Genomic DNA, 19,428 nt, shown 5'->3' on the forward strand with positions numbered 1-19,428 from the left:
CGCAAAGGAGCGACACGATGCACACACCACTCACCCGAGCAGGCCGCCGCGGCCGCGTCCGTCTCGTCGCGGCCGCCGCCATCGCCGCCTCCCTCGCACTGGTCGGCTGCGCCGGCGGCGGCGGGGCCGCCGAGCAGGCGCCCGTCGAGCTCGTCGACACCGGCGCGGAACTCGACCAGGTCACCGTTGCGTTCCCCGGCTCGCTGGCGAACCTCTATATCGGCCAGGAAAGCGGCATCCTGAACTACAACCTCGCCGCCACCGTGCAGGAGGGCCTCGTCACCCAGGACGCGAGCGGCGCGGTCGTGCCGGCGCTCGCCGAGTCGTGGGAGACCCCGGACGACACCACCTACGTGTTCACGCTGCGCGAGGACGCGAAGTTCCAGAACGGCGACCCGGTCACCCCTGAGGACGTGGTGTTCAGCCTGCAGCGCGCCCAGGATCCCGAGCTCTCCCCCGGCATCTCCTACTACCTCGCGAACCTCGCCTCGGCCGAGAAGACCGGCGACCGCGAGGTCACGGTGAAGAGCTCCGCGCCCGACGCCACCTTCCTCGTCAACCTCTCCAACTCCGGCGCCCTCGTGGTGACCCAGCAGAAGTTCTGGGAGGAGCACGCCGGCAAGGTGGGCACGAGCTCGTCGCTGCTCATGGGCACCGGCCCGTACCAGGTGACCGAGTTCCAGCCGGACTCGCACGTGCTGCTCGAGCGCGTCGACACCTGGTGGGGTGGCGTACCGAAGGCGAAGACCATCCGCGTGAACTTCATCCCGGACGCCAACACCCGCCTCGCGGCGGCGCAGAAGGGCGACATCGACATCGCGTTCAACGTGCCGATCAACCAGGCGGCCGAGTGGCAGAAGATCAGCGACATGCGCGTCGAGTCGATGAACGACCTCTCCTACGTCGGCCTGCTGTTCGACGAGCGCGTCGCCCCCTTCGACGATCCGAAGGTGCGCGAGGCCATCGCGCTGAGCATCGACCGCGCCGCGATCGCGGAGAAGCTCCTCCGCGGCTACGGTGAGGCCGCCACCGCGATCATGACGCCCGAGTCGCTCGCGCAGGCCTTCGACGGCGACGCGGCACGCGCCGAGCTCGCGAAGATCCCGCAGCACGAGTTCGACCTCGACGCGGCGAAGCAGCTCATCGGCGAGACCGACGCCGCCGACCTCACGACCGAGCTCACCTACCCGAACACGGGGCCGCAGCTCGGGATCGCGGCGCAGGCGATCGCCGAGAACCTCGACAAGATCGGGATCACGGTGAAGGTGCGCGAGGTGCCCATCGAGGAGTGGCTCGCAACCATCGGTGACGGCGAGCACGGCCTCGGCTTCATGTGGTACTTCTCGACGACCGGCGACCCCGCCGAGGTGAACGGCTACCTCCTGGGCGCCGGCAACCCGAACGGCTTCGAGAGCGAGGAGGCCGTCGCGCTCATCGCGGAGGCGAACGCGCTCACGGACCCCGAGGAGCGCGCCGCGAAGCTGATCGAGCTCGAGACGCTGAACGCGGAGAACGTGGTCAACGCCCCGATCTGGTGGGGCAAGTCGGTCACGGCATTCTCGAACGGCGTTGGGCTCGCCGACTACGGCCCTTACACCTTCACGGGGGCGTGGGGCGCGCAGATGTTCGCCGCCGAGGCGAAGTAGTTCCCACCGTGTCCACCACCCGAGCAGGCGGCGCCCCGGGCGGGCGCCGCCTGGCCCGCACGCTGACGCTGCGCATCGGCGGGGTGCTCGTCATCCTGCTGGTGCTCTCGTTCCTCACCTTCACGCTGCTGTACCTCGCGCCGGGCGATCTCGTGAAGAACCTGCTCGGCAACCGGCCGAGCTCCCCCGAGGCCATCGCGGCGATCCGCGCGCAGTACCACCTCGACGACCCGTTCCTCGTGCGCTACGTCGACTGGCTGTGGAGCGCCGTGCGCGGCGACTTCGGGGAGTCGATCCGGCTGCAGCAGCCCGTCACCGCGGTCATCGGCTCGCGGCTCGGGATCACGTCGCTGCTGATCGGCCTGTCGTTCGTGCTCGCGCTCATCACGGCGGTGCCGCTCGGCATCGTGAGCGCGGCGCGCGCCGGCACCCCCGTCGACCGCGTCGCGAGCGCCACGGCACTCTTCGGCCTCTCCGCGCCGAGCTTCGCCCTCGCGATCCTCGCCATCACGGTGTTCGCGATCGCGATCCCGATCTTCCCGGCTTACGGCGCCGGCGATGGTCCGCTCGATCAGCTCTGGCACCTCTTCCTGCCCGCGGCGGTGCTCGCGGCGGGCATCGGTGCGATCCTCATGCGCATGACCCGCGCGGCGGTGCTCCGCGAGCTCGAGAGCGACGCGATCACGTTCGCGCGTGCGCGCGGGATCCCCGAGCTGCGGGTGCGGCGCATCGCGCTGCGCGCGGCCCTGATCCCGATCGTCACGAGTGCCGGGCTGATTCTCACGTTCATTATCGGCGGCACGATCATCGTCGAGACGGTCTTCGCGCTGCCCGGGATCGGCCAGCTGCTGCAGGAGGCGGTGCTGTTCAAGGACCTGCCGGTGGTGCAGGCGATCACCCTCCTCGTCGCGGCCGCGATCGCGATCATCACCATCCTCGTGGACATGAGCTACCTGCTGCTCGATCCGCGCGTCCGAGCACGGGAGCTGAGCGCATGACCCCGCGTACCCGCCAAGTGTCCCTGCTCAACGACGTGCGCGTCGCGCCGGGCCGGCCCCGCGACTGGGTGGCCACCGTGGCCGCCGTGTTCCTCGGCCTCGTGGTGCTCGCCGCGATCGCTTCCCCGTTCCTCACCGAGCTCGCCACGGAGCAGAGCATCCTCGACTCGCTGCTCCCCGCCGGCTCCCCCGGGCACCTGCTCGGCACCGACGAGCTCGGGCGCGACGTGCTGCTACTCACCCTCGCCGGCACGGGTTCCGCGGTCGCCGGCCCGCTCGTGATCGCGGCGGGATCCATGCTCCTCGCGATCCTCATCGGCACCGCGGCCGGCTACCTCCGCGGCCCCGTCGACTGGATCGTCGGCCGCATCGTCGACATTCTGCTGTCGCTGCCCGTGATGCTCGTCGCCCTCGTGGTCGCCGGTATCTTCGGGGCCGGCTACTGGGTGACCGTGATCATGCTCGTGCTGCTGTTTAGCCCGTCGGACATCCGGATCATTCGCGCCGGCGTGACCGAGCAGGCGCCGCGGCCCTACATCGAGGCCGCGCAGATGCTGTCGCTGTCGCCGGGGCGCATCATGTTCAAGCACATCGTGCCGAACGTGTGGCCACTCATCATGACGAACTTCATGCTCAACCTCGCGATCGCGCTCGTGACGCTGTCCTCGCTGTCGTTCCTCGGCATCGGCGTCGCGCCTGGCACCCCCGACTGGGGCCGACAGATCACCGACGGCCGCGGCATCCTCGGCGACAACCCGGCGATGATGGTGGTACCCGCGATCCTCATCGTGCTCGTCGCGATGGCCATCAACGTGCTCGGCGATCATCTCGGCGAGCGACTCCGCGAACGGGGGATGCAGTGATCACGTCTGCTGACACACAGCTCGACAGCCGGGGCACCGCGCCGGGGGTGTCGGTCTCGGGGCTCCGCGTCGTCGCGGGCGAGCGCACGCTCGTGGCTCCCGTCGACTTCTCGGTCGCGCCTGGCGAGCTGCTCGCCGTGATCGGCGAATCCGGATCGGGGAAGTCGATGACCGCGCGCGCCCTCACGGGCCTCCTCCCCCGCGGCGTCCACGCGACGGGCGATGCGCGCATCGACGACCACGCGTACGACCTGGCCTCCGGGCGCGACGCGGACTGGGCCGCCGTGCGCGGCCGGCGTGCCGTGTTGCTGCTGCAGGATCCGTTCACGAGTCTCAGCCCCGTGCTGCGCTGCGGCGCGCAGATCGCCGACACGATCGAGGCGCGCGCCGCGGCGACCGGGCAGCGGCTCGCGGCGACTGCCGTGCGCGCGGAGGTGCTGCGCCGCCTCGCCGAGGTGCGCCTGCCCGAGCGGGTGGCGCGGCAGTACCCCAGCGAGCTCTCCGGCGGCATGCGGCAGCGCGTCGCCATCGCCGCGGCGCTTGCCGCCGACCCGCGCCTCCTCATCGCCGACGAGCCGACCACCGCGCTCGACGCGAGCACGCAGGGCGAGGTGCTCGACCTGCTCCGCGAACTGCAGCTCGCGCACCAGATGAGCCTCATCCTGATCAGCCATGACCTCGGCGTCATCGAGGGGCGTGCCGACCGCGTGCTCGTGATGCGGCACGGCGAGGTCGTCGAGCGCGGCGACACCGCCGCGGTGCTGCGCGCCCCCGAGCACCCGTACACGCGCCAGCTGATCGCGGCGAACCTGTCGGTCTCGGATGATCTGCGCGAGCCGAGCGAGCGGCCCGCGCCGCTGCTCGAGGCCGAGCACCTGTCCAAGCGCTTCGGCGCGACGACCGCGCTCGCCGACGCGACCGTGTCCGTCGCGGCGGGTGAGGTGCTCGCGATCGTCGGGGAATCCGGATCGGGGAAGACCACGCTTGCCCGCGCGATCGCCGGCCTCGAACGACCCGACACGGGCGAGGTGCGGCTTGCGGGGCGCACGCTGCCGCCCGGGCGCCGCGGGCGCACCCCCGGCGAGATCCAGGTCGTGTTCCAGGATCCGTACTCGACGCTGAACCCCGTGTTCACCATTCGCGAGTCGCTCGACGAGGCACTGCGGGCCGGCGGGCGGGGCGCTGGCCGGGCACAGGCTGGCGGGCAGGGCGCGCGCAGCGTCGACGAACTGCTGCGGCTCGTCGAGCTCGATCCCGCGCTCGCCGATCGCCGGCCGGCGCAGCTCTCGGGCGGGCAGCGGCAGCGCGTCGCGATCGCCCGCGCACTCGCCCCCAACCCGCAGGTGCTGATCTGCGACGAGAGCGTCTCGGCGCTCGACGTCTCCGTGCAGGCCCAGATCCTCGGGCTGCTCGCCCGCCTGCGCGATGAGCTGCAGCTCGCCATGCTCTTCATCACGCACGACCTCGGCGTCGTCGCGCGCATCGCCGACCGCATCACCGTGCTGCGGCTCGGTGAGATCGTCGAGCAGGGCGACACCGGCAGCGTGCTACGCGCACCACAGCACCCGTACACGCAGCTGCTCGTCGCGGCTGCGGAGCGCGACAGCATCGCGCGCGGGCACGACGAATCACTTCCACGAGAGGAGCGGGCATGACCGCCGCAACGCACGATTTCACCCTCGACGCGCAGCCGGGGGCGCAGCTCCCCGACGAGCTTCGCGATTCTCTCCCGGCCGCGCGCGCGGCACTCTGGGACGTGGAGCGCGAGCTCTGGACTCCGCGCACCGTCACCGCCCGCGATCGATCGGGATCGGTGCTCGGCGCCGCGCTCACCGCGGCCCGGCCCTTCTCCGCGTATCGCAAGATCGTGGATGTGGTCGCTGGGAGCGGTGAGGTGTGGGCTGCGCTCGTCGCCGCCGCGCGCGATGACCGTGCCGACGCGCCGGGCACCGAGGAGCATCCCGCGCCGATCGCCGTGCACTTCGAGGAGCACCTCACCGTCGCCCCGCTGACCGAGGCGCAGCGCTCAGCGCTCGGTCCCGCGGGCTTCGCCCGCGCGGCCACCCCGGTGCCGTCGGTGCCGAGCACCCGGCAGGATGACGAGCACGGCGTGGCCGCGTGGTCGTTCTGGCGTGTGCCAGCGCCCGCGCGCACCGCGCCGTACTACGGGCAGACCACCGACGTGACGTGCGGCGCGGTGGCGGCGCTCACCGCGCTCGAGCAGCGCGGCCTCGGCGAGTTCCGCGCCGACGATGGGGCAGAGAACCGGGCGGCGGAGATCGCGTTCTGGCGCCGCGCGACGAACCTCCCGGCGTGCGAGCCGATCGGGCTCGCGGTCGAAACCGCGAAGCTCGGCGCGGACTCGGGCACGCTCGCCGCCCGCCCCCGCGTCTTCCTGAGCACCCCCGACCCGGTGTTCATCGAGGAGTTCTCCGAGCAGCCCTGGGAGCAGGAACTCCGCATCGACCTGCAGCGCGAGTCGCTGCGGCAGGCTGAGGCCCTCGGCTTGCCGCTCGAGCGGCGCTGGCTCGAGGTCGAGGAGATCGTCGACGCGGTGCGCGGCGGCGCGCAGGTGCTGCTGCTCATCGACCTCACCGAGCTCATCGCGGACCCGACGCCGCACTGGGTGCTCGCCACCGAGGTGGTGGGCGAGACGTTGCTCATCGCCGACCCGTGGGTGCAGGCGCCGAACGGCGAGACCTGGGTGGACACGTTCGCCCTCCCGCTGCCGTTCGCGACGATCGACCGCATCACGCGCTGGGGCACCCCGGCGTTCCGGGGCGCGATCATCCTCGAGCCCTAGCCCCGCGCACACGCGCCCCGCGCGGGCGGGAATCGAAACGTGGCAAACCGACCCTTCAGCAGCACGAAGGGTCGGTTTGCCGCTTCTCAGATGAAGTGAGCAGGAAAGAGCAAGCTAGTAGAGGAGGAACTGGGCCGTGCCCGTGCCCTGCGCGCCCGCGGCGGACACCCGCAGGTGGTAGGACGCGCCGCCTGCGCCCACCGGGTCGCGCGTGATGTCGCAGGTCTCCGTGCTGGAGCGCGTGCGATCCCAGGTGATCGGCTCGGTCTCGAGCGGCTTGCCTGGCTCCAAGATCACCGCGAGCGACTCCGCGCCCGTCTGGCAGTCCGTGGAACGCCACACCTCGTCGTCGCCACTCGAAATCGCGAACTCCATGCCGGCGGTGCCGAGATCGGCCGTGCAGGCCTCCTCGCCCGTGTTCTCCGCGGACAGCGAGAGCGCGGGCAGCTCACCCGCCGGGTAGTCACCGCGATCCGTGACCGGCGTGATCTTCAGCTGGCCGGCGCGGCACGCCGCGGGACCGTCCGTCTCGTCGGCGGCGTCGCCGGCACCCTCGCTCGGGGTGGTGTCGATCCCCTCGGGCACCTCGACCTGTGCCACGTCCTTCGGCCCATCGCCGCTGCCCGGCTTCACGATCACGAGCACAATCACCGCGATCACCGCGAGCAGGCCGAGCAGCACGAACAGTCGCCGCCGAATGTAGACCTTGCGGTCTTTCGGCCCGACCGGATCGCGAAGGGTGGACATGGCGCCAGCGTAGCCCGGAAAGTGGGTTACAGCCGCTTCAACATGCGCGTGTTGCCGAGGGTGTTCGGCTTCACGCGCGCGAGGTCGAGGAACTCGGCGACGCCCTCGTCGTTCGAGCGCAGCAGCTCGGCATACACGTCGGCGGCAACGAGCTCCGTGTTCTCGGCCATCTCCTCGAAGCCGTGCCGCCCGAAGAAGTCGGTCTCGAAGGTGAGGCAGAACAGCTGCGTGAGGCCGAGCTGCCGCGCGCGATCCTCCAGGGCGGTGATGAGCCGGTGGCCAACGCCGTGGCCGAGCCACTCCTCGGAGACACCGAGCGTGCGCACCTCCCCCAGCTGCTCCCACATCACGTGCACGGCGCCGTAGCCGACGAGGGTGCCGTGCTGATCCTCCGCGATGAGAAACTCGGGCACGGCAGCGTACAGGTCGACGAGATCCTTCCCAAGCAGGATCCTTCGCGCCACCAGGGGCTCCATCAACTCGACCATGCGGAGCACGTCGCCCGTGCGCGCATTGCGGATGCGAATCTCAGCAGACACACTCATGTGCCGAGTCTAGCCCCGCGCGCACGCCCGGCCGGCATCGCGCGACCCCGCGCGCACGCAAACGGGCCCGCTGCCGAAGCAGCGGGCCCGTGCGGCGGGGTCGAGGCGGAGTGCTTACTCCCCCGCGCTACTCCCCCGTGTTACTCCCCCGTGGTGTTGGGCGTTGCCGCCGTCGAGGCCACCGCGGCGGCGGCCGACGCCGACGCGTCGCCGTGCGCCTTCGCGGAGCGCGACTCGGTCTCGAAGGTGAACTGCCCCTCGACCAGGTCGACCTTCACGAGGTCGCCGGCCAGCAGCTCGGCACCGAGGATCTTCTCGGAGAGACGATCCTCGATCTCCCGCTGCATCGCACGGCGCAGCGGACGCGCACCGAGCGTGGGATCGTAGCCGATCTCCGCGAGGCGCTCCCGCGCAGCGGGCGTGATCTCGATGTACATGTCGCGGTCGAGGAGGCGATCCTTCAGCTGCTTCACGAACAGGTCGACGATCTGCAGCAGCTCGGGCTTCGTGAGCTGCGGGAACACGATCGTGTCGTCGACACGGTTCAGGAACTCGGGCTTGAAGTGCTTCTTCAGCTCCTCGTTCACCTTGCCCTTCATCATGTCGTAGCCCACCGAGGTGTCGCCCTCGAGCTGGAAGCCGACGGGGCCACCAGCGATCGCGGAGGATCCCAGGTTGGTGGTCATGATGATGACCGTGTTCTTGAAGTCGATGACGCGGCCCTGACCGTCGGTGAGGCGCCCCTCCTCGAGGATCTGCAGCAGCGAGTTGAAGATGTCGGGGTGTGCCTTCTCGATCTCGTCGAAGAGGACCACGGAGAACGGCTTGCGGCGCACCTTCTCGGTGAGCTGGCCGCCCTCCTCGAAGCCGACGAACCCGGGGGGCGCGCCGAAGAGGCGGGAGACCGTGTGCTTCTCGCCGTACTCGGACATGTCGAGCGAGATCAGCGCGTCCTCGTCGTCGAACAGGAACTCGGCGAGTGCCTTCGCGAGCTCGGTCTTGCCGACGCCCGTTGGGCCGGCGAAGATGAACGAGCCCGAGGGGCGCTTCGGATCCTTCAGCCCGGCACGCTGGCGGCGGATCGTCTTCGCGAGTGCGGAGATCGCCTCGTTCTGTCCGATGACGCGCTGGTGCAGCGCCTCCTCCATGAAGCGGAGACGGCTCGTCTCCTCCTCGGTCAGCTTGAACACCGGGATCCCGGTGGCCTGCGCGAGCACCTCGGCGATCAGGCCCTCGTCGACCTCGGCCTTCGTTGCGACGTCGCCCGAGCGCCACTGCTTCTCGAGCCGCAGCCGCTCGGCGATCAGCTTCTTCTCCTCATCGCGCTTGTTCGCGGCGGCCTCGAAGTCCTGGTTCTCGATCGCCTGCTCCTTGTCGGCGCGCACGACCGCGATCTTCTCGTCGAACTCGCGCAGCTCAGGCGGGCTCGACAGGATCGACAGGCGCAGACGCGCGCCGGCCTCGTCGATCAGGTCGATCGCCTTGTCCGGGAGGAAGCGATCCTGCACGTAGCGATCCGCGAGGTTCACCGCGGCGACGATGGCCCCGTCGGTGATGGACACCTTGTGGTGCGCCTCGTAGCGGTCGCGGAGGCCCTTCAGGATGTTGATCGAGTGCGGCAGCGACGGCTCGGCAACCTGGATCGGCTGGAAGCGGCGCTCCAGCGCGGCATCCTTCTCGAAGTGCTTGCGGTACTCATCGAGCGTGGTCGCACCGATGGTCTGCAGCTCGCCGCGCGCGAGCATGGGCTTCAGGATGTTCGCGGCGTCGATCGCGCCCTCGGCGGCACCCGCACCGACGAGCGTGTGGATCTCGTCGATGAAGATGATGATGTCGCCGCGGTTGCGGATCTCCTTCGTCACCTTCTTCAGGCGCTCCTCGAAGTCGCCACGGTAGCGGCTGCCCGCGATCATGGACCCGAGGTCGAGCACGTAGACCTGCTTGTCCTTCAGCGTCTCGGGCACCTCGCCCTTGACGATGGCCTGCGCGAGCCCCTCGACCACGGCGGTCTTGCCGACGCCGGGCTCACCGATCAGCACCGGGTTGTTCTTCGAGCGGCGCGAGAGGATCTGCATGACCCGCTCGACCTCCTTCTCGCGGCCGATCACGGGATCGAGCTTGCCCTCGCGCGCGGCCTGCGTCAGGTTGCGGCCGAACTGGTCGAGCACCTGCGAGCCCTTCGACTCGCCACCCGTCTCGGGCGCGCCGACGGTCGCGTTCTCCTTGCCGGCCTGGTAGCCGGAGAGCAGCTGGATGACGGTCTGGCGCACGCGGTTGAGGTCGGCGCCGAGCTTCACGAGCACCTGCGCGGCGACGCCCTCACCCTCACGGATGAGCCCGAGCAGGATGTGCTCGGTGCCGATGTAGTTGTGGCCGAGCTGCAGCGCCTCGCGGAGGCTGAGCTCCAGCACCTTCTTCGCACGCGGCGTGAAGGGGATGTGGCCGGCTGGCGGCTGCTGGCCGGTGCCGATGATGTCGGTCACCTGGGCGCGCACCGCGTCGAGCGAGATCTCAAGCTGCTCGAGCGCCTTGGCTGCGACGCCCTCGCCCTCGTGGATGAGCCCGAGCAGGATGTGCTCGGTGCCGATGTAGTTGTGGTTGAGCATCTTCGCCTCTTCTTGGGCGAGGACGACAACACGACGTGCGCGGTCGGTGAATCTCTCGAACATCTATAACCTCCCAGACAAACTCGTCGGGGCGCGAGTTCGTCGATGTACCCAGCGTATGCGAGGCGGCGGCTCCGTGGGCGGTTGTTCGCCAGAGGCGTGCAAGGGCGGGATCCGGCGGCGGCGCGACGCCAGCGCGCCAGCTTCCCGTCACGTCGCGTTCACCCGCGCGCCGTACCGTGAACGCATGCCAGCCCAGCCAGCGCGCACCCGCACCGCGGGGCAGCCCCCCGCTGCCGGATCGGCGCTCGCGCTGATCCGCGCCGTTGCGGGCGGCCTCGGGCAGAGCGAGGGCGCGGTCGCACGCGTGATCCTCGACCGGCCAGGCGAGATCCCCCAGTGGTCAACGCAGGAGCTCGCGGCTGAGGCGGGCACCTCGACCGCGACCGTGATCCGCGCCTGCCAGCGGCTCGGCTTCCGCGGCTTCCAGCACCTCAGGTTGGAGCTCGCGCGCGAGGGCGCCTCCCCCGCGCAGGAGGAGCCGATCGCGGGCGACGCCGTCGACGCCGTCTTCGCGCACGCGCGCACCGCGCTGCTCGTCGGGCAGCAGGCAGTGGACCGCGCTGCGGTCGCTGCGGCAGCGGCGCTCCTCACCGAGGCGACGCGCGTCGTGTGCTCGGCGAACGGGTTCTCGGCGCCGCCGCTGCAGGACGCGGCCATGCGGCTCGCGACGCTCGGCCGCCCGGTCGAGGCACCGCTCGACATCCTCGCGCAGCAGTTCGCCGCGCACAGCATGGGCCCACGCGACGTCTGTCTCGCGCTCAGCCACTCCGGCGCGAACGCGCACACCCTCGCCACCGTGCGGGCGGCGCGCAAGCGCGGGGCGCGCATCGTCGCGCTGAGCAGCTACGCGCGCTCACCCCTCGGCGAGCTCGCGGACGTGACCCTCTCGACGGGGATGATCGGCGCGCAGCACACCGTCGATCCTTTCTTCAGCAGGCTCGGCCACTCGGTACTGCTGCAGGTGCTCGTCGCCGAGGTCACGACACTCGCGGCGCCCAGCGAGGCGCTCGAGATGCGCGAGGTCGTCGCCGACGCGCTCGCTGACCCTGGCGCCTGACCCTGGCGCCTGAGCCGGGCGCAGCGCCGGCGTCGCATCCCCTTCCGCGAACGTCCACACGGCCGCCTCGCGGCGTTCACCGGGGCGACACCTCGGCTCGGGAAGCTGCTCATGTAATCGAATTTCACGCTCGATGTAACGGGCGGCAACCGGCAGGAGTTCTGAGCAGTGCACGTCATTCCACTCGAGGGCAGTTACAACGCGCGGAGCGTTGGCTCGGGCGAGACCCCCTGGCTCGTGCGCACGGCGTCGCTCGACGGGCTGAGCTCCGGCGGCGAGCGCGCCCTCCGCGCGCTCGGGGTCGACCTCGTGATCGACCTGCGCGAGCCCGCGGAGCACGGGCCGCGCAGCCATCGGATCCCGGTCCGCTCCGCTCCCCTGTACGGCGAGGCCCCACCCGCTGCGGGATCGCTCGAGGGCGTGTACGCGGGGCTCGTTCGGGATCGCGGATCCCGGATCGCCGCAGCGGTCGGCGCGATCGCCGAGCACCCCGGCGTGGTCGCGGTGCACTGCACGGCAGGGAAGGATCGCACCGGCCTCGTCGTGGCGCTCGCCCGCCTCGCCGCAGGAGACGCTCGCCCGGACGTCGTCGCCGACTACGCGCACTCCGGCCGCACGGTGCGCCCCGCGCGGCTCAGCATCGCGACCGCGCAGCTCGACGCGCTCGCGCTGCACGGGGAGGATCGCGCGGCGGCCGAGCGCCTCCACCTCGACAGCCCGGCTGAGGCGCTCGAGGGGGCGCTCGCGCTGATCGATGCGCAGGGCGGCCCGGCGGCCTACCTGCTCGCGCACGGCGCGACCGAGGCACAGCTCCTGGCCCTCCGCGCACGCGCGGGGCGGGCGCCCGTCGCGGAGCTGCGCGCATGAGCCGCGACACGGGACGCTTCACGGTGCTGCATCTGAGCGACGTGCACGCGACCGAGTCCGGCCTCCTCTACGGCGCGGTGGACGGTGCCGGCCGCATCGAGCGGGTGGGCGACTACGCGCTGGCCGCCGGCATCACCCCCGAGGTGGTCCTCATCACCGGTGACCTCATCGAGCGCGGCAATCCCGGCGCGTACCCGGCGGTCGCCGCCGCGTGCCGCAGGCTTGAGGAGCGGCTCGGCGCTCCCGTACTCACCGTGCTCGGCAACCACGACGACCCGATCGCGGCCCGAACACTCCCGCACCACACGGCCGGCCACGTCGCGGCACACACCATCGACGGCGTCCGGGTGATCCGGCTGGACTCGCACCGCGGCGAACTGGATCCCGCGCAGCTGGAGTGGCTCGCCGCCGAGCTCGCGCGGCCGGCGGAGCGGGGCACCGTGATCGCGCTGCACCACGCGCCCCTCGCGTCGCCGCTGCCGACGCTGCGGCGACAGGGCCTCGCCAACGCCGACGCGCTGCTCGCAGTGCTGCGCGGCTCCGACGTCCTCGCGATTCTCGCCGGGCACTACCACCACAGCCTTGCGGCGTCCGTGCAGGGGATCCCCGTGTTCGTCGGCCCGTCGCTCGCCTACCACCAGGTCATGGACGCCGGCCCCGACGCGGTCGCCGGGCACGACGCCCCGATGTTCTCGCTCGTGCAGATCACGGGCGACGGAGTGAGCGCCTCGGCGATCGCGCTGCACTCCCCCGATCCTCTGTTCACCCAACCCATCACCAGACCAGCACAGAAAGCGACTCATGTCTCGTAACCGCACCACCGGCGTCATCGCCGCATTCGCCCTCGCCGCACTCACCCTCACCGGCTGCTCCGCCGCTGCGGACGCCGCGGGCGCGCAGCCCCCAGCCGAATCGGGTGCCGCGGCGGAGCCCTCGACCATCACGCTGTACACCTCGGAGCCGCAGGAGAAGATCGACGCGGTGATCGCCGCGTTCAACGTGCACCACCCCGAGGTCACGGTCGACGTGTTCCGGGCGGGAACCGGGGATCTCACGGCGCGCATCGCGACGGAGGAGAAGGCCGGCGACATCGGCGCCGACCTGCTGCTCGCCGCCGACGCCGGCACGTTCGAGGACTACGCCGAGCGCGAGCTGCTGCTCGAGTACGCCTCGCCCGAGGCGGAGGCGATCCGGCAGGATCTCATCGATCCCGAGCACTTCTACGTTGGCACCCGGCTGATCCCGACCGTGATCGCGGTCAACACGAACGCGATCACCGACGCACCCAGCTCGTGGGCGGACCTCACGGACCCGAAGTACGCCGGCAAGATCGCGATGCCGAACCCGGACGTCTCCGGCGCAGCCGCGTACAACGCGGCCGTCTGGCTCGACACCCCGGCGCTCGGGCAGAGCTGGCTTGAGGGCCTCGCCAAGAACACCCCACTGATCGCGGAGAGCAACGGCCCGGTCTCGCAGGCCGTGGCCGACGGCAGCAGCCCCGTCGGTATCGTCGTTGACTCGCTCGTGCGTGACCTCGCAGCCGCGGGCTCCCCGATCGCCGCGGTCTACCCGAGCGAGGGCGTGCCCTTCGTCTCCCAGCCGGTCGGCATCTTCGCCGACACCGAGCAGCCGGAGGCGGCGAAGCTCTTCGTCGACTTCCTGATCAGCGCTGAGGGGCAGGAGCTCGCGGCCGCGCAGTCGTACCTGCCGATCCGCGAGGACGTCGCGAGCCCGGCCGGCGCACCCGCGATCGCCGACATCGCGTTCCTCACCCCCGAGCTGGAGACGATCCGCGCCACCCAGGCGGACGCCGTGCAGACGTTCAATGGTCTCTTCCAGTAGCACGCAGGTGCGCACCCCCGCTGGCCCGGTCCTCACCGACCGGGCCAGCGGGCCGCGCCAGGGACCCCGCGCGGCGCCGCCCCGCGCCGCCCGCCGCAGCATCGACGGTTTCACCGCGGTCCGCCTCGCCATGTGGTGCGCGGTCGCCGCGCTCGTGCTCGTGCCGATCGGCGCGATCGTGCTGCTCGCCGCGGGCGGCGGGGGCTGGTCGGCGCTCGGCGATCCCGATGTGCTCACTGCCGCGGCCAACTCGCTCGTCTCGGCCACCGTCTCCGGCGTGCTCGCGGTGGTCATCGGCACGCTGCTCGCGCTCCTGCTGGAACGCACCGACCTCCCCGGGCGGCGCGCGCTTCGGCTCCTCGCGCTGAGCCCCATGCTCATGCCACCGTTCGTCGGCGCGATCGCCTGGCTCAGCCTGCTCGGTCCCGCCGCTCCGCTCAACACCTTCTGGGCCGCGCGCTTCGGCGCCCCACTGTGGAATCTCTACGGCGGCGACGGCGTCATCTTCCTCCTCACGCTGCACAGCTTCCCGATCGCCATGATGATCGTCACCGCGGCGCTCCGCCGGATCCCCGCCGACCTCGAACAGGCCGCGCGCATCGCCGGATCCTCCGCGCCGCGCGCGCTCTGGGAGGTAACGACCCCGCTCCTGCGCCCCGCGATGCTCTCCGCGTTCACCCTCATCGCGGTCTCCAACCTCGCCGACTTCGGCATCCCCTCGATCATCGGGCTCCCCGAGCGCTACGTCACACTCTCCACGCTCGTGTACCGCTACCTGCAGTCCGGCACGGTCGAGGATCCCCTCGCCGTCGTCGCCGCGATCGGCTTCGTGCTGCTCATGATCGCGCTGCTCGGCGTCGTCGTCGACCTGCTGCGCTCCCGCACCAGGGTGGAGCTCGACGCCCAGGCCGGCGCCCCGGCGCTGCTCCCCCTCGGCCGGGCCCGCGGCCCGCTCGCGGTCGTCGCCACCGCCGTCGTGCTCGCGGTCACCGTGCTCCCGCTCATCACGCTCGCGATCCAGGCGCTGCTGCCCGCGCCCGGCGTGCCGCTCACCCCCGAGACCATCACGCTCGCGAGTTTCGAGCGCGCCCTCACCGCACCCGGCACCCTCCAGGGCATCAGCAACTCGCTCATGCTGGCAACGCTCGCCGCACTCGGCTGCGGGGTGCTCGGGCTCGGGATCGGCGCGATCGTCACGCGCACCCGCGCACGCGGCAATGCCGCCCTGCTCGGACTCTCCCTGCTGCCGCAGGCGATCCCCGGGCTCGTCATCGCCGTCGCGTGGCTGCTCATCGCACCGCGGATCGGACTGTTCAACACCCCATGGCTGATCCTGTGCGCGTACCTCACCTCGTTCCTCGCGCTCGTCGTGCAGTCGGTGCACGCGCCGCTCTCCGGGATCCCAACGACCGCGGAGGAAGCCGCCCGACTCGCAGGCGCCTCACGCCTGCGCGCGCTGTGGGACATCTCCTGCCGGATGGCGGTGCCCGCCGCGATCTCCGGCGCCGTGCTCGTCGCGCTCACCGCCGTGCGCGAGCTGACCCTCTCGGTCCTGCTGCTCTCCCCGGGCTCGCAGACCCTCGGGGTCGTGATCTTCAACCTCCAGCAGGCCGGCGCGTACAACGCCTCGTCGGCGCTCTCACTCATCGTCGCCGTGGTCGGCCTCGTCGGCCTCGGCTTCACCGCCCGCACCCAGCGTTAGGACCGACCGTGTCATCCGTCTCCCTCAGTTCTGTCAGCCTCGCGTACCCCGGCGGTCACCTCGGTCTCGCCGACGTGGACCTCACCGTCAGCGACGGCGAGTTCGTCGCACTGGTCGGGCCCTCCGGCTCTGGCAAGACCACACTGCTGCGCACCGTCGCCGGCTTCATCTCGCCCACCGCTGGCAGCGTGCGGATCGGCGAGACCGAGGTCGCGGGAGCCGGCCGCGACGTCGAGCCCGAGCGCCGCGGCCTCAGCATGGTGTTCCAGCAGCACGCCGTGTGGCCGCACTGGAGTGTCGGGCGGAACGTCGAGTATCCCCTCCGTCGCGCCGGCGTCGGCCGCGCCGAGCGCGCACGGCGCGTGGCCGAGGCGCTCGAACTCGTCGGGCTCGCCGGCGCGGAGCGCCGCGATCCAGCAACGCTGTCGGGCGGCCAGCGCCAGCGCGTCGCCATCGCCAGGGCCATCGTCGGCCGGCCACGGGTGTTGCTGCTCGACGAGGCGCTCTCGGCGCTCGACGAACCGCTGCGCGATCGCCTCCGGCTCGAGCTCCGCGCGCTCACCCGCAGCCTCGGGCTCACCGTGATCCACGTCACCCACGATCGCAGCGAGGCGCTCGCGCTCGCCGACCGGGTCGTCGTGCTCGACGGCGGCCGGGTGCAGCAGATCGGCACCCCGAGCGAGCTCGTTGAGCGCCCGGCCTCGCCGTTCGTCGCGCGCTTCATCTCCGACGCTGCGGTGCTCCCCGGCCGGCTCGCTGGCGGGGCGTTCCGCGCGAGCGGCCTGCCGATCGAGCTTCCGGCTGGGCGGCTCGCTGGCGTGCCCGCGCGGCATGCCGGGGATGCTGGGCTCGCTGATTGCGCCGCCGAAGTCGCCGTGCTGCCCGAGCACGTGCGCGTGGTGCCGGATCCCGCCGGGCCAGCGGTGGTGGAGTCCTCGCTGTTCGGCCGAGGCGGCGATGAGCTCGTCGTGCGCTGGGGCGAGCTGCAGCTGCGATCCCGAGCGAGCGGGCTGCGCTGCGTGGCCGGCGAGCGGGTGCGGGTCGAGATCGACCGCGCAATCGTGTTCGAGCAGGATCCAGCGCAGCGCGCCGCGCACGCGAGCTCGCAGGCGGAACCGGCTAGCGTTGGGGCATGAGCACCTCCCCTCACTCCGCAGCGTCCATCGTCGTCGTGCGCCACGGCGAGACGGACTGGAACATCGGCCGCCGCATCCAAGGCCGCACCGACATCCCGCTGAACGATCGCGGGCGTGCGCAGGCCGGCGAGATCGCCGACCTCCTCGCGGGGTCCGGCCGGTGGACCGGCGTCGTCGCGTCGCCGCTCAGCCGTGCCGTCACCACGGGTCAGATCATCGCGGCGCGGCTCGGCCTCGGTGATCCCGTGATCGACGCCGCCGTCACCGAGCGCGACTTCGGCTCAGCCGAGGGCATGCAGGTCGCCGACGTGACCGCGCGCTGGCCCGGCCTCGACATTCCCGACGCTGAGGATCTCGACACGCTCGCCCAGCGCGGGGCCGCCGCGTTCGGGCGGCTGCTCAGTGCCGCCCCCGGCTCGATCGTGATCGCACACGGCGCGCTGATCCGGGCCGCCCTCACGGAACTGAGCGGGCAGCCGGCACCCCGGATCCTCAACGGCGAGGCGTGGACGCTGTCGCCGGCGCATGGCGGCCGGGGCACGGCCGTGCGCCGGCTCGGCACGCCGGCGATGCAGCACGCGGTCTAGCTGGGGCGGGCGCTGGCTCCGGGTTCGTCACCCACCAGAATCCCCGGTTTGGTACGAGTTTGAGCCGATCTGGCGCGCGAAAGCGGATCAGACTCTCACTAAATTGCAGAAAGAGCCGGGGCCGGGCTACTGGAGGGCCGACGTGAGGCGCGCCAAGCCGTCGAGCAGCTGCGAGCGCAGCGGCTGCTTCAGCCACTCCTCCAGCGTGAGCTCACGCGAGTTCTCGCGATAGTAATCGCTCACCTCGTCGAGGTCCCGCACGAAGCTCTCGCCGTGCACCACCATCGAGATCTCCATGTTCAGGCCGAAGGAGCGCTGATCCATGTTCGAGGAGCCCACCACGGCGACGGCGTCGTCCACCGTGAAGTGCTTCGAGTGGAGGATGTAGGGCGGCCGGTACATCCAGATCCGCACCCCGGCGCGCAGCAGCTCCTCGTAGTACGAGCGCTGCGCGTGGTACACCACCGCCTGATCCCCCGTCTCCGAGACGAACAGCTCGACATCGACGCCGCGCGCGGTCGCCGCACGCAGCGCGTTCATGATCGAACCGTCCGGCACGAAGTACGGGCTCGTGATGCTGATCCGGCGCGTCGCCGTGTACAGCAGCGCGACGAACACCTGCAGGTTGTTCTCCGCCTCGTAGCCCGGCCCGCTCGGCACGATCTGGCAGTCCAGCTCGCCCGGGCGCGCGACCTCGATCGGCGACTCCGCGAGGTGGGTGAGGTACTGCCCGGTCTCGAGGTACCAGTCGCCCTGGAACACCGCCTCGAGCCCGAGTACGATAGGGCCCTCGACCCGCACCATCAGGTCCTTCCAGTGGAGGCCGCGGCGCTGGTTCGACGGCTTGTTGTAGCTCGAGTCGACGAGGTTCTGCGAGCCCATGAACCCGATGCGGCCGTCGATCACGATCAGCTTGCGGTGGTTTCGGAGGTCCGGGCGCTGGTACTCGCCGCGCCAGGGCCGCACCGGCAGCATGTACGCCCACTGCACGCCGAGCTCGTCGAGGCTCTGCGCCGTGCGCCGCGTGCCGGGGTTGCGCACGGCCGAGATGTGGTCGAGCAGCACGCGCACCTGCACGCCGCGCGCCACGGCTTCCCCCATTGCCGTGAAGATGTCGTCGGTCGCCTCATCGTGCACGAGGATGTAGAACTCGATGTGCACGTACTCGGTGGCGGTGCGGATCGCCGCGGCCATCTGCGCGAACGACTCCTCGTAGTCGATGCACATGGTTGCGGCGTTGCCGCGCAGCATCGGCTGGGCGCCGAGCGAACGGCCGAGCCGCACGGCGCTGTCGATGCCGGGCTGCAGCTCGGCGGTCGGCGTGACCATGCCGCGCTCCTCGCGCTCCGCGATCTGCGAGACGAAGAGGTTGATCGCCTCTTGCTTCTGCTCGCGGGCGCGCGGCAGGCGCTTACTCCCGATGATGAGGAACAGCAGCAGGCCGGGCACGGGCAGCAGGAAGATCGCCATCAGCCAGGCCATCCCCGAGGTGGGACGGCGGTTGCGTGGCACGACAAAGAGCGCGACGACGCGGATCACGTTGTCGATGATCAGGAACGTGAGGGTCCACGCGAACGGCCAGTTCACCCCAAACCAGTTGAGTTCCTCCATCGACGCTTCTCCTCAGTCGCCACAGCACCTGGTGACTCCGGCCGCGCACTCCCTGAGCTCAGGATCCGAGCGCGCCGGATATCACCCCTGCATGTACTGTAGCGGGAGCTGCGGGCTCGGACGCGCGTCGCGAGCCGTTTCGGGGGCTAGGACTCCTCGCGGGCGGGGAGGCCGGCCTTCGCGCGCTCCTCGTCCTCGATCTGTCGGTAGACCCGACGCTCCGTGCGATCCGCGCGGAGGATGAGCCGCAGCACCATCCAGAAGAAGATCCCGATGAGCACGGTCGGCGTCAGCGACCACACCGCGTTCGTCCACCAGCTGTCCATGCGGCAAGTGTATCGGGTGCGTGCCGGGA

Annotated in this window: 17 protein-coding genes; 12 read left to right on the forward strand and 5 right to left on the reverse strand. The window is 71.2% G+C overall.

The features are described 5' to 3' along the window. The first annotated feature begins 17 nt into the window (after window positions 1-17). From EGM46_RS04565 to EGM46_RS04585, 5 genes are read left to right on the forward strand one after another with little or no spacing between them, the layout of a single operon-like run. Entirely contained in the window at window positions 18-1,646 is a 1,629-nt protein-coding gene (locus EGM46_RS04565) for an ABC transporter substrate-binding protein (protein WP_125098988.1), read from the forward strand. 8 nt (window positions 1,647-1,654) lie between these two features. Next, entirely contained in the window at window positions 1,655-2,644 is a 990-nt protein-coding gene (locus tag EGM46_RS04570) for an ABC transporter permease (protein WP_241156177.1), read from the forward strand. Then, complete coding sequence (locus EGM46_RS04575; RefSeq protein ID WP_125098989.1) at window positions 2,641-3,507, forward strand: ABC transporter permease; 867 nt, start codon at window positions 2,641-2,643, stop codon at window positions 3,505-3,507. Before EGM46_RS04570 ends, EGM46_RS04575 begins: the two co-directional genes overlap by 4 nt. Next, a complete protein-coding gene (locus EGM46_RS04580; protein WP_241156178.1) occupies window positions 3,504-5,162 on the forward strand; it encodes an ATP-binding cassette domain-containing protein in 1,659 nt (552 codons plus the stop codon). The genes EGM46_RS04575 and EGM46_RS04580 overlap by 4 nt, the downstream gene beginning before the upstream one ends. Then, a complete protein-coding gene (locus EGM46_RS04585; RefSeq protein WP_125098990.1) occupies window positions 5,159-6,310 on the forward strand; it encodes a peptidase C39 family protein in 1,152 nt (383 codons plus the stop codon). The genes EGM46_RS04580 and EGM46_RS04585 overlap by 4 nt, the downstream gene beginning before the upstream one ends. A 114-nt stretch (window positions 6,311-6,424) precedes the next feature. Here the strand turns inward: EGM46_RS04585 and EGM46_RS04590 are convergent, their stop codons facing one another. The 3 genes from EGM46_RS04590 to EGM46_RS04600 form a co-directional block, all read right to left on the reverse strand. Further along, window positions 6,425-7,057 (reverse strand): hypothetical protein, encoded by a 633-nt coding sequence (locus EGM46_RS04590; protein WP_125098991.1) that lies wholly within the window; start codon window positions 7,055-7,057, stop codon window positions 6,425-6,427. Window positions 7,058-7,083: 26 nt separating this feature from the next. After that, a complete protein-coding gene (locus EGM46_RS04595) occupies window positions 7,084-7,602 on the reverse strand; it encodes an amino-acid N-acetyltransferase (RefSeq protein WP_125098992.1) in 519 nt (172 codons plus the stop codon). A 140-nt stretch (window positions 7,603-7,742) separates the two neighbouring features. Continuing rightward, window positions 7,743-10,271, reverse strand: a complete 2,529-nt coding sequence (locus tag EGM46_RS04600; protein WP_125098993.1) for an ATP-dependent Clp protease ATP-binding subunit — start codon at window positions 10,269-10,271, stop codon at window positions 7,743-7,745. A 184-nt stretch (window positions 10,272-10,455) separates the two neighbouring features. Here EGM46_RS04600 and EGM46_RS04605 point away from each other — a divergent pair, with 184 nt between their 5' ends. The 7 genes from EGM46_RS04605 (at window position 10,456) to EGM46_RS04635 (ending at window position 17,462) form a co-directional block, all read left to right on the forward strand. Next, complete coding sequence (locus EGM46_RS04605; protein ID WP_125098994.1) at window positions 10,456-11,328, forward strand: MurR/RpiR family transcriptional regulator; 873 nt, start codon at window positions 10,456-10,458, stop codon at window positions 11,326-11,328. A gap of 168 nt (window positions 11,329-11,496) precedes the next feature. Further along, window positions 11,497-12,195 carry a tyrosine-protein phosphatase gene (locus tag EGM46_RS04610; protein WP_125098995.1) on the forward strand — a complete coding sequence of 233 codons (699 nt, stop codon included), beginning with the start codon at window positions 11,497-11,499 and terminating at the stop codon, window positions 12,193-12,195. Continuing rightward, window positions 12,192-13,007 carry a metallophosphoesterase family protein gene (locus EGM46_RS04615; protein ID WP_125098996.1) on the forward strand — a complete coding sequence of 272 codons (816 nt, stop codon included), beginning with the start codon at window positions 12,192-12,194 and terminating at the stop codon, window positions 13,005-13,007. The genes EGM46_RS04610 and EGM46_RS04615 overlap by 4 nt, the downstream gene beginning before the upstream one ends. Continuing rightward, a complete protein-coding gene (locus EGM46_RS04620) occupies window positions 12,997-14,037 on the forward strand; it encodes an ABC transporter substrate-binding protein (RefSeq protein WP_125098997.1) in 1,041 nt (346 codons plus the stop codon). Before EGM46_RS04615 ends, EGM46_RS04620 begins: the two co-directional genes overlap by 11 nt. Beyond that, a complete protein-coding gene (locus tag EGM46_RS04625; protein ID WP_206427497.1) occupies window positions 14,021-15,739 on the forward strand; it encodes an ABC transporter permease in 1,719 nt (572 codons plus the stop codon). The genes EGM46_RS04620 and EGM46_RS04625 overlap by 17 nt, the downstream gene beginning before the upstream one ends. 8 nt (window positions 15,740-15,747) lie before the next feature. After that, window positions 15,748-16,875 (forward strand): ABC transporter ATP-binding protein, encoded by a 1,128-nt coding sequence (locus EGM46_RS04630; protein WP_125098998.1) that lies wholly within the window; start codon window positions 15,748-15,750, stop codon window positions 16,873-16,875. Next, entirely contained in the window at window positions 16,872-17,462 is a 591-nt protein-coding gene (locus tag EGM46_RS04635; RefSeq protein WP_125098999.1) for a histidine phosphatase family protein, read from the forward strand. The genes EGM46_RS04630 and EGM46_RS04635 overlap by 4 nt, the downstream gene beginning before the upstream one ends. A 126-nt stretch (window positions 17,463-17,588) precedes the next feature. Here EGM46_RS04635 and cls read toward each other — a convergent pair whose 3' ends face one another. Continuing rightward, window positions 17,589-19,073 (reverse strand): cardiolipin synthase, encoded by a 1,485-nt coding sequence (cls, locus tag EGM46_RS04640; protein ID WP_125099000.1) that lies wholly within the window; start codon window positions 19,071-19,073, stop codon window positions 17,589-17,591. Window positions 19,074-19,219: 146 nt separating this feature from the next. After that, window positions 19,220-19,399, reverse strand: a complete 180-nt coding sequence (locus EGM46_RS04645; RefSeq protein WP_125099001.1) for a hypothetical protein — start codon at window positions 19,397-19,399, stop codon at window positions 19,220-19,222. Between the last annotated feature and the right edge of the window lie 29 nt (window positions 19,400-19,428).

This window comes from Leucobacter chromiireducens (assembly GCF_003917135.1).
Lineage (GTDB): Bacteria > Actinomycetota > Actinomycetes > Actinomycetales > Microbacteriaceae > Leucobacter > Leucobacter chromiireducens_A.

Coding starts and splice junctions, on each gene's coding strand:
- cls (WP_125099000.1), bottom strand. CDS start 19,073: ATGGAGGAACTCAACTGGTTTGGGGTGAACTGGCCGTTCGCGTGGACC.
- EGM46_RS04595 (WP_125098992.1), bottom strand. CDS start 7,602: ATGAGTGTGTCTGCTGAGATTCGCATCCGCAATGCGCGCACGGGCGAC.
- EGM46_RS04615 (WP_125098996.1), top strand. CDS start 12,192: ATGAGCCGCGACACGGGACGCTTCACGGTGCTGCATCTGAGCGACGTG.
- EGM46_RS04590 (WP_125098991.1), bottom strand. CDS start 7,057: ATGTCCACCCTTCGCGATCCGGTCGGGCCGAAAGACCGCAAGGTCTAC.
- EGM46_RS04635 (WP_125098999.1), top strand. CDS start 16,872: ATGAGCACCTCCCCTCACTCCGCAGCGTCCATCGTCGTCGTGCGCCAC.
- EGM46_RS04565 (WP_125098988.1), top strand. CDS start 18: ATGCACACACCACTCACCCGAGCAGGCCGCCGCGGCCGCGTCCGTCTC.
- EGM46_RS04605 (WP_125098994.1), top strand. CDS start 10,456: ATGCCAGCCCAGCCAGCGCGCACCCGCACCGCGGGGCAGCCCCCCGCT.
- EGM46_RS04585 (WP_125098990.1), top strand. CDS start 5,159: ATGACCGCCGCAACGCACGATTTCACCCTCGACGCGCAGCCGGGGGCG.
- EGM46_RS04625 (WP_206427497.1), top strand. CDS start 14,021: ATGGTCTCTTCCAGTAGCACGCAGGTGCGCACCCCCGCTGGCCCGGTC.
- EGM46_RS04645 (WP_125099001.1), bottom strand. CDS start 19,399: ATGGACAGCTGGTGGACGAACGCGGTGTGGTCGCTGACGCCGACCGTG.
- EGM46_RS04575 (WP_125098989.1), top strand. CDS start 2,641: ATGACCCCGCGTACCCGCCAAGTGTCCCTGCTCAACGACGTGCGCGTC.
- EGM46_RS04600 (WP_125098993.1), bottom strand. CDS start 10,271: ATGTTCGAGAGATTCACCGACCGCGCACGTCGTGTTGTCGTCCTCGCC.
- EGM46_RS04620 (WP_125098997.1), top strand. CDS start 12,997: ATGTCTCGTAACCGCACCACCGGCGTCATCGCCGCATTCGCCCTCGCC.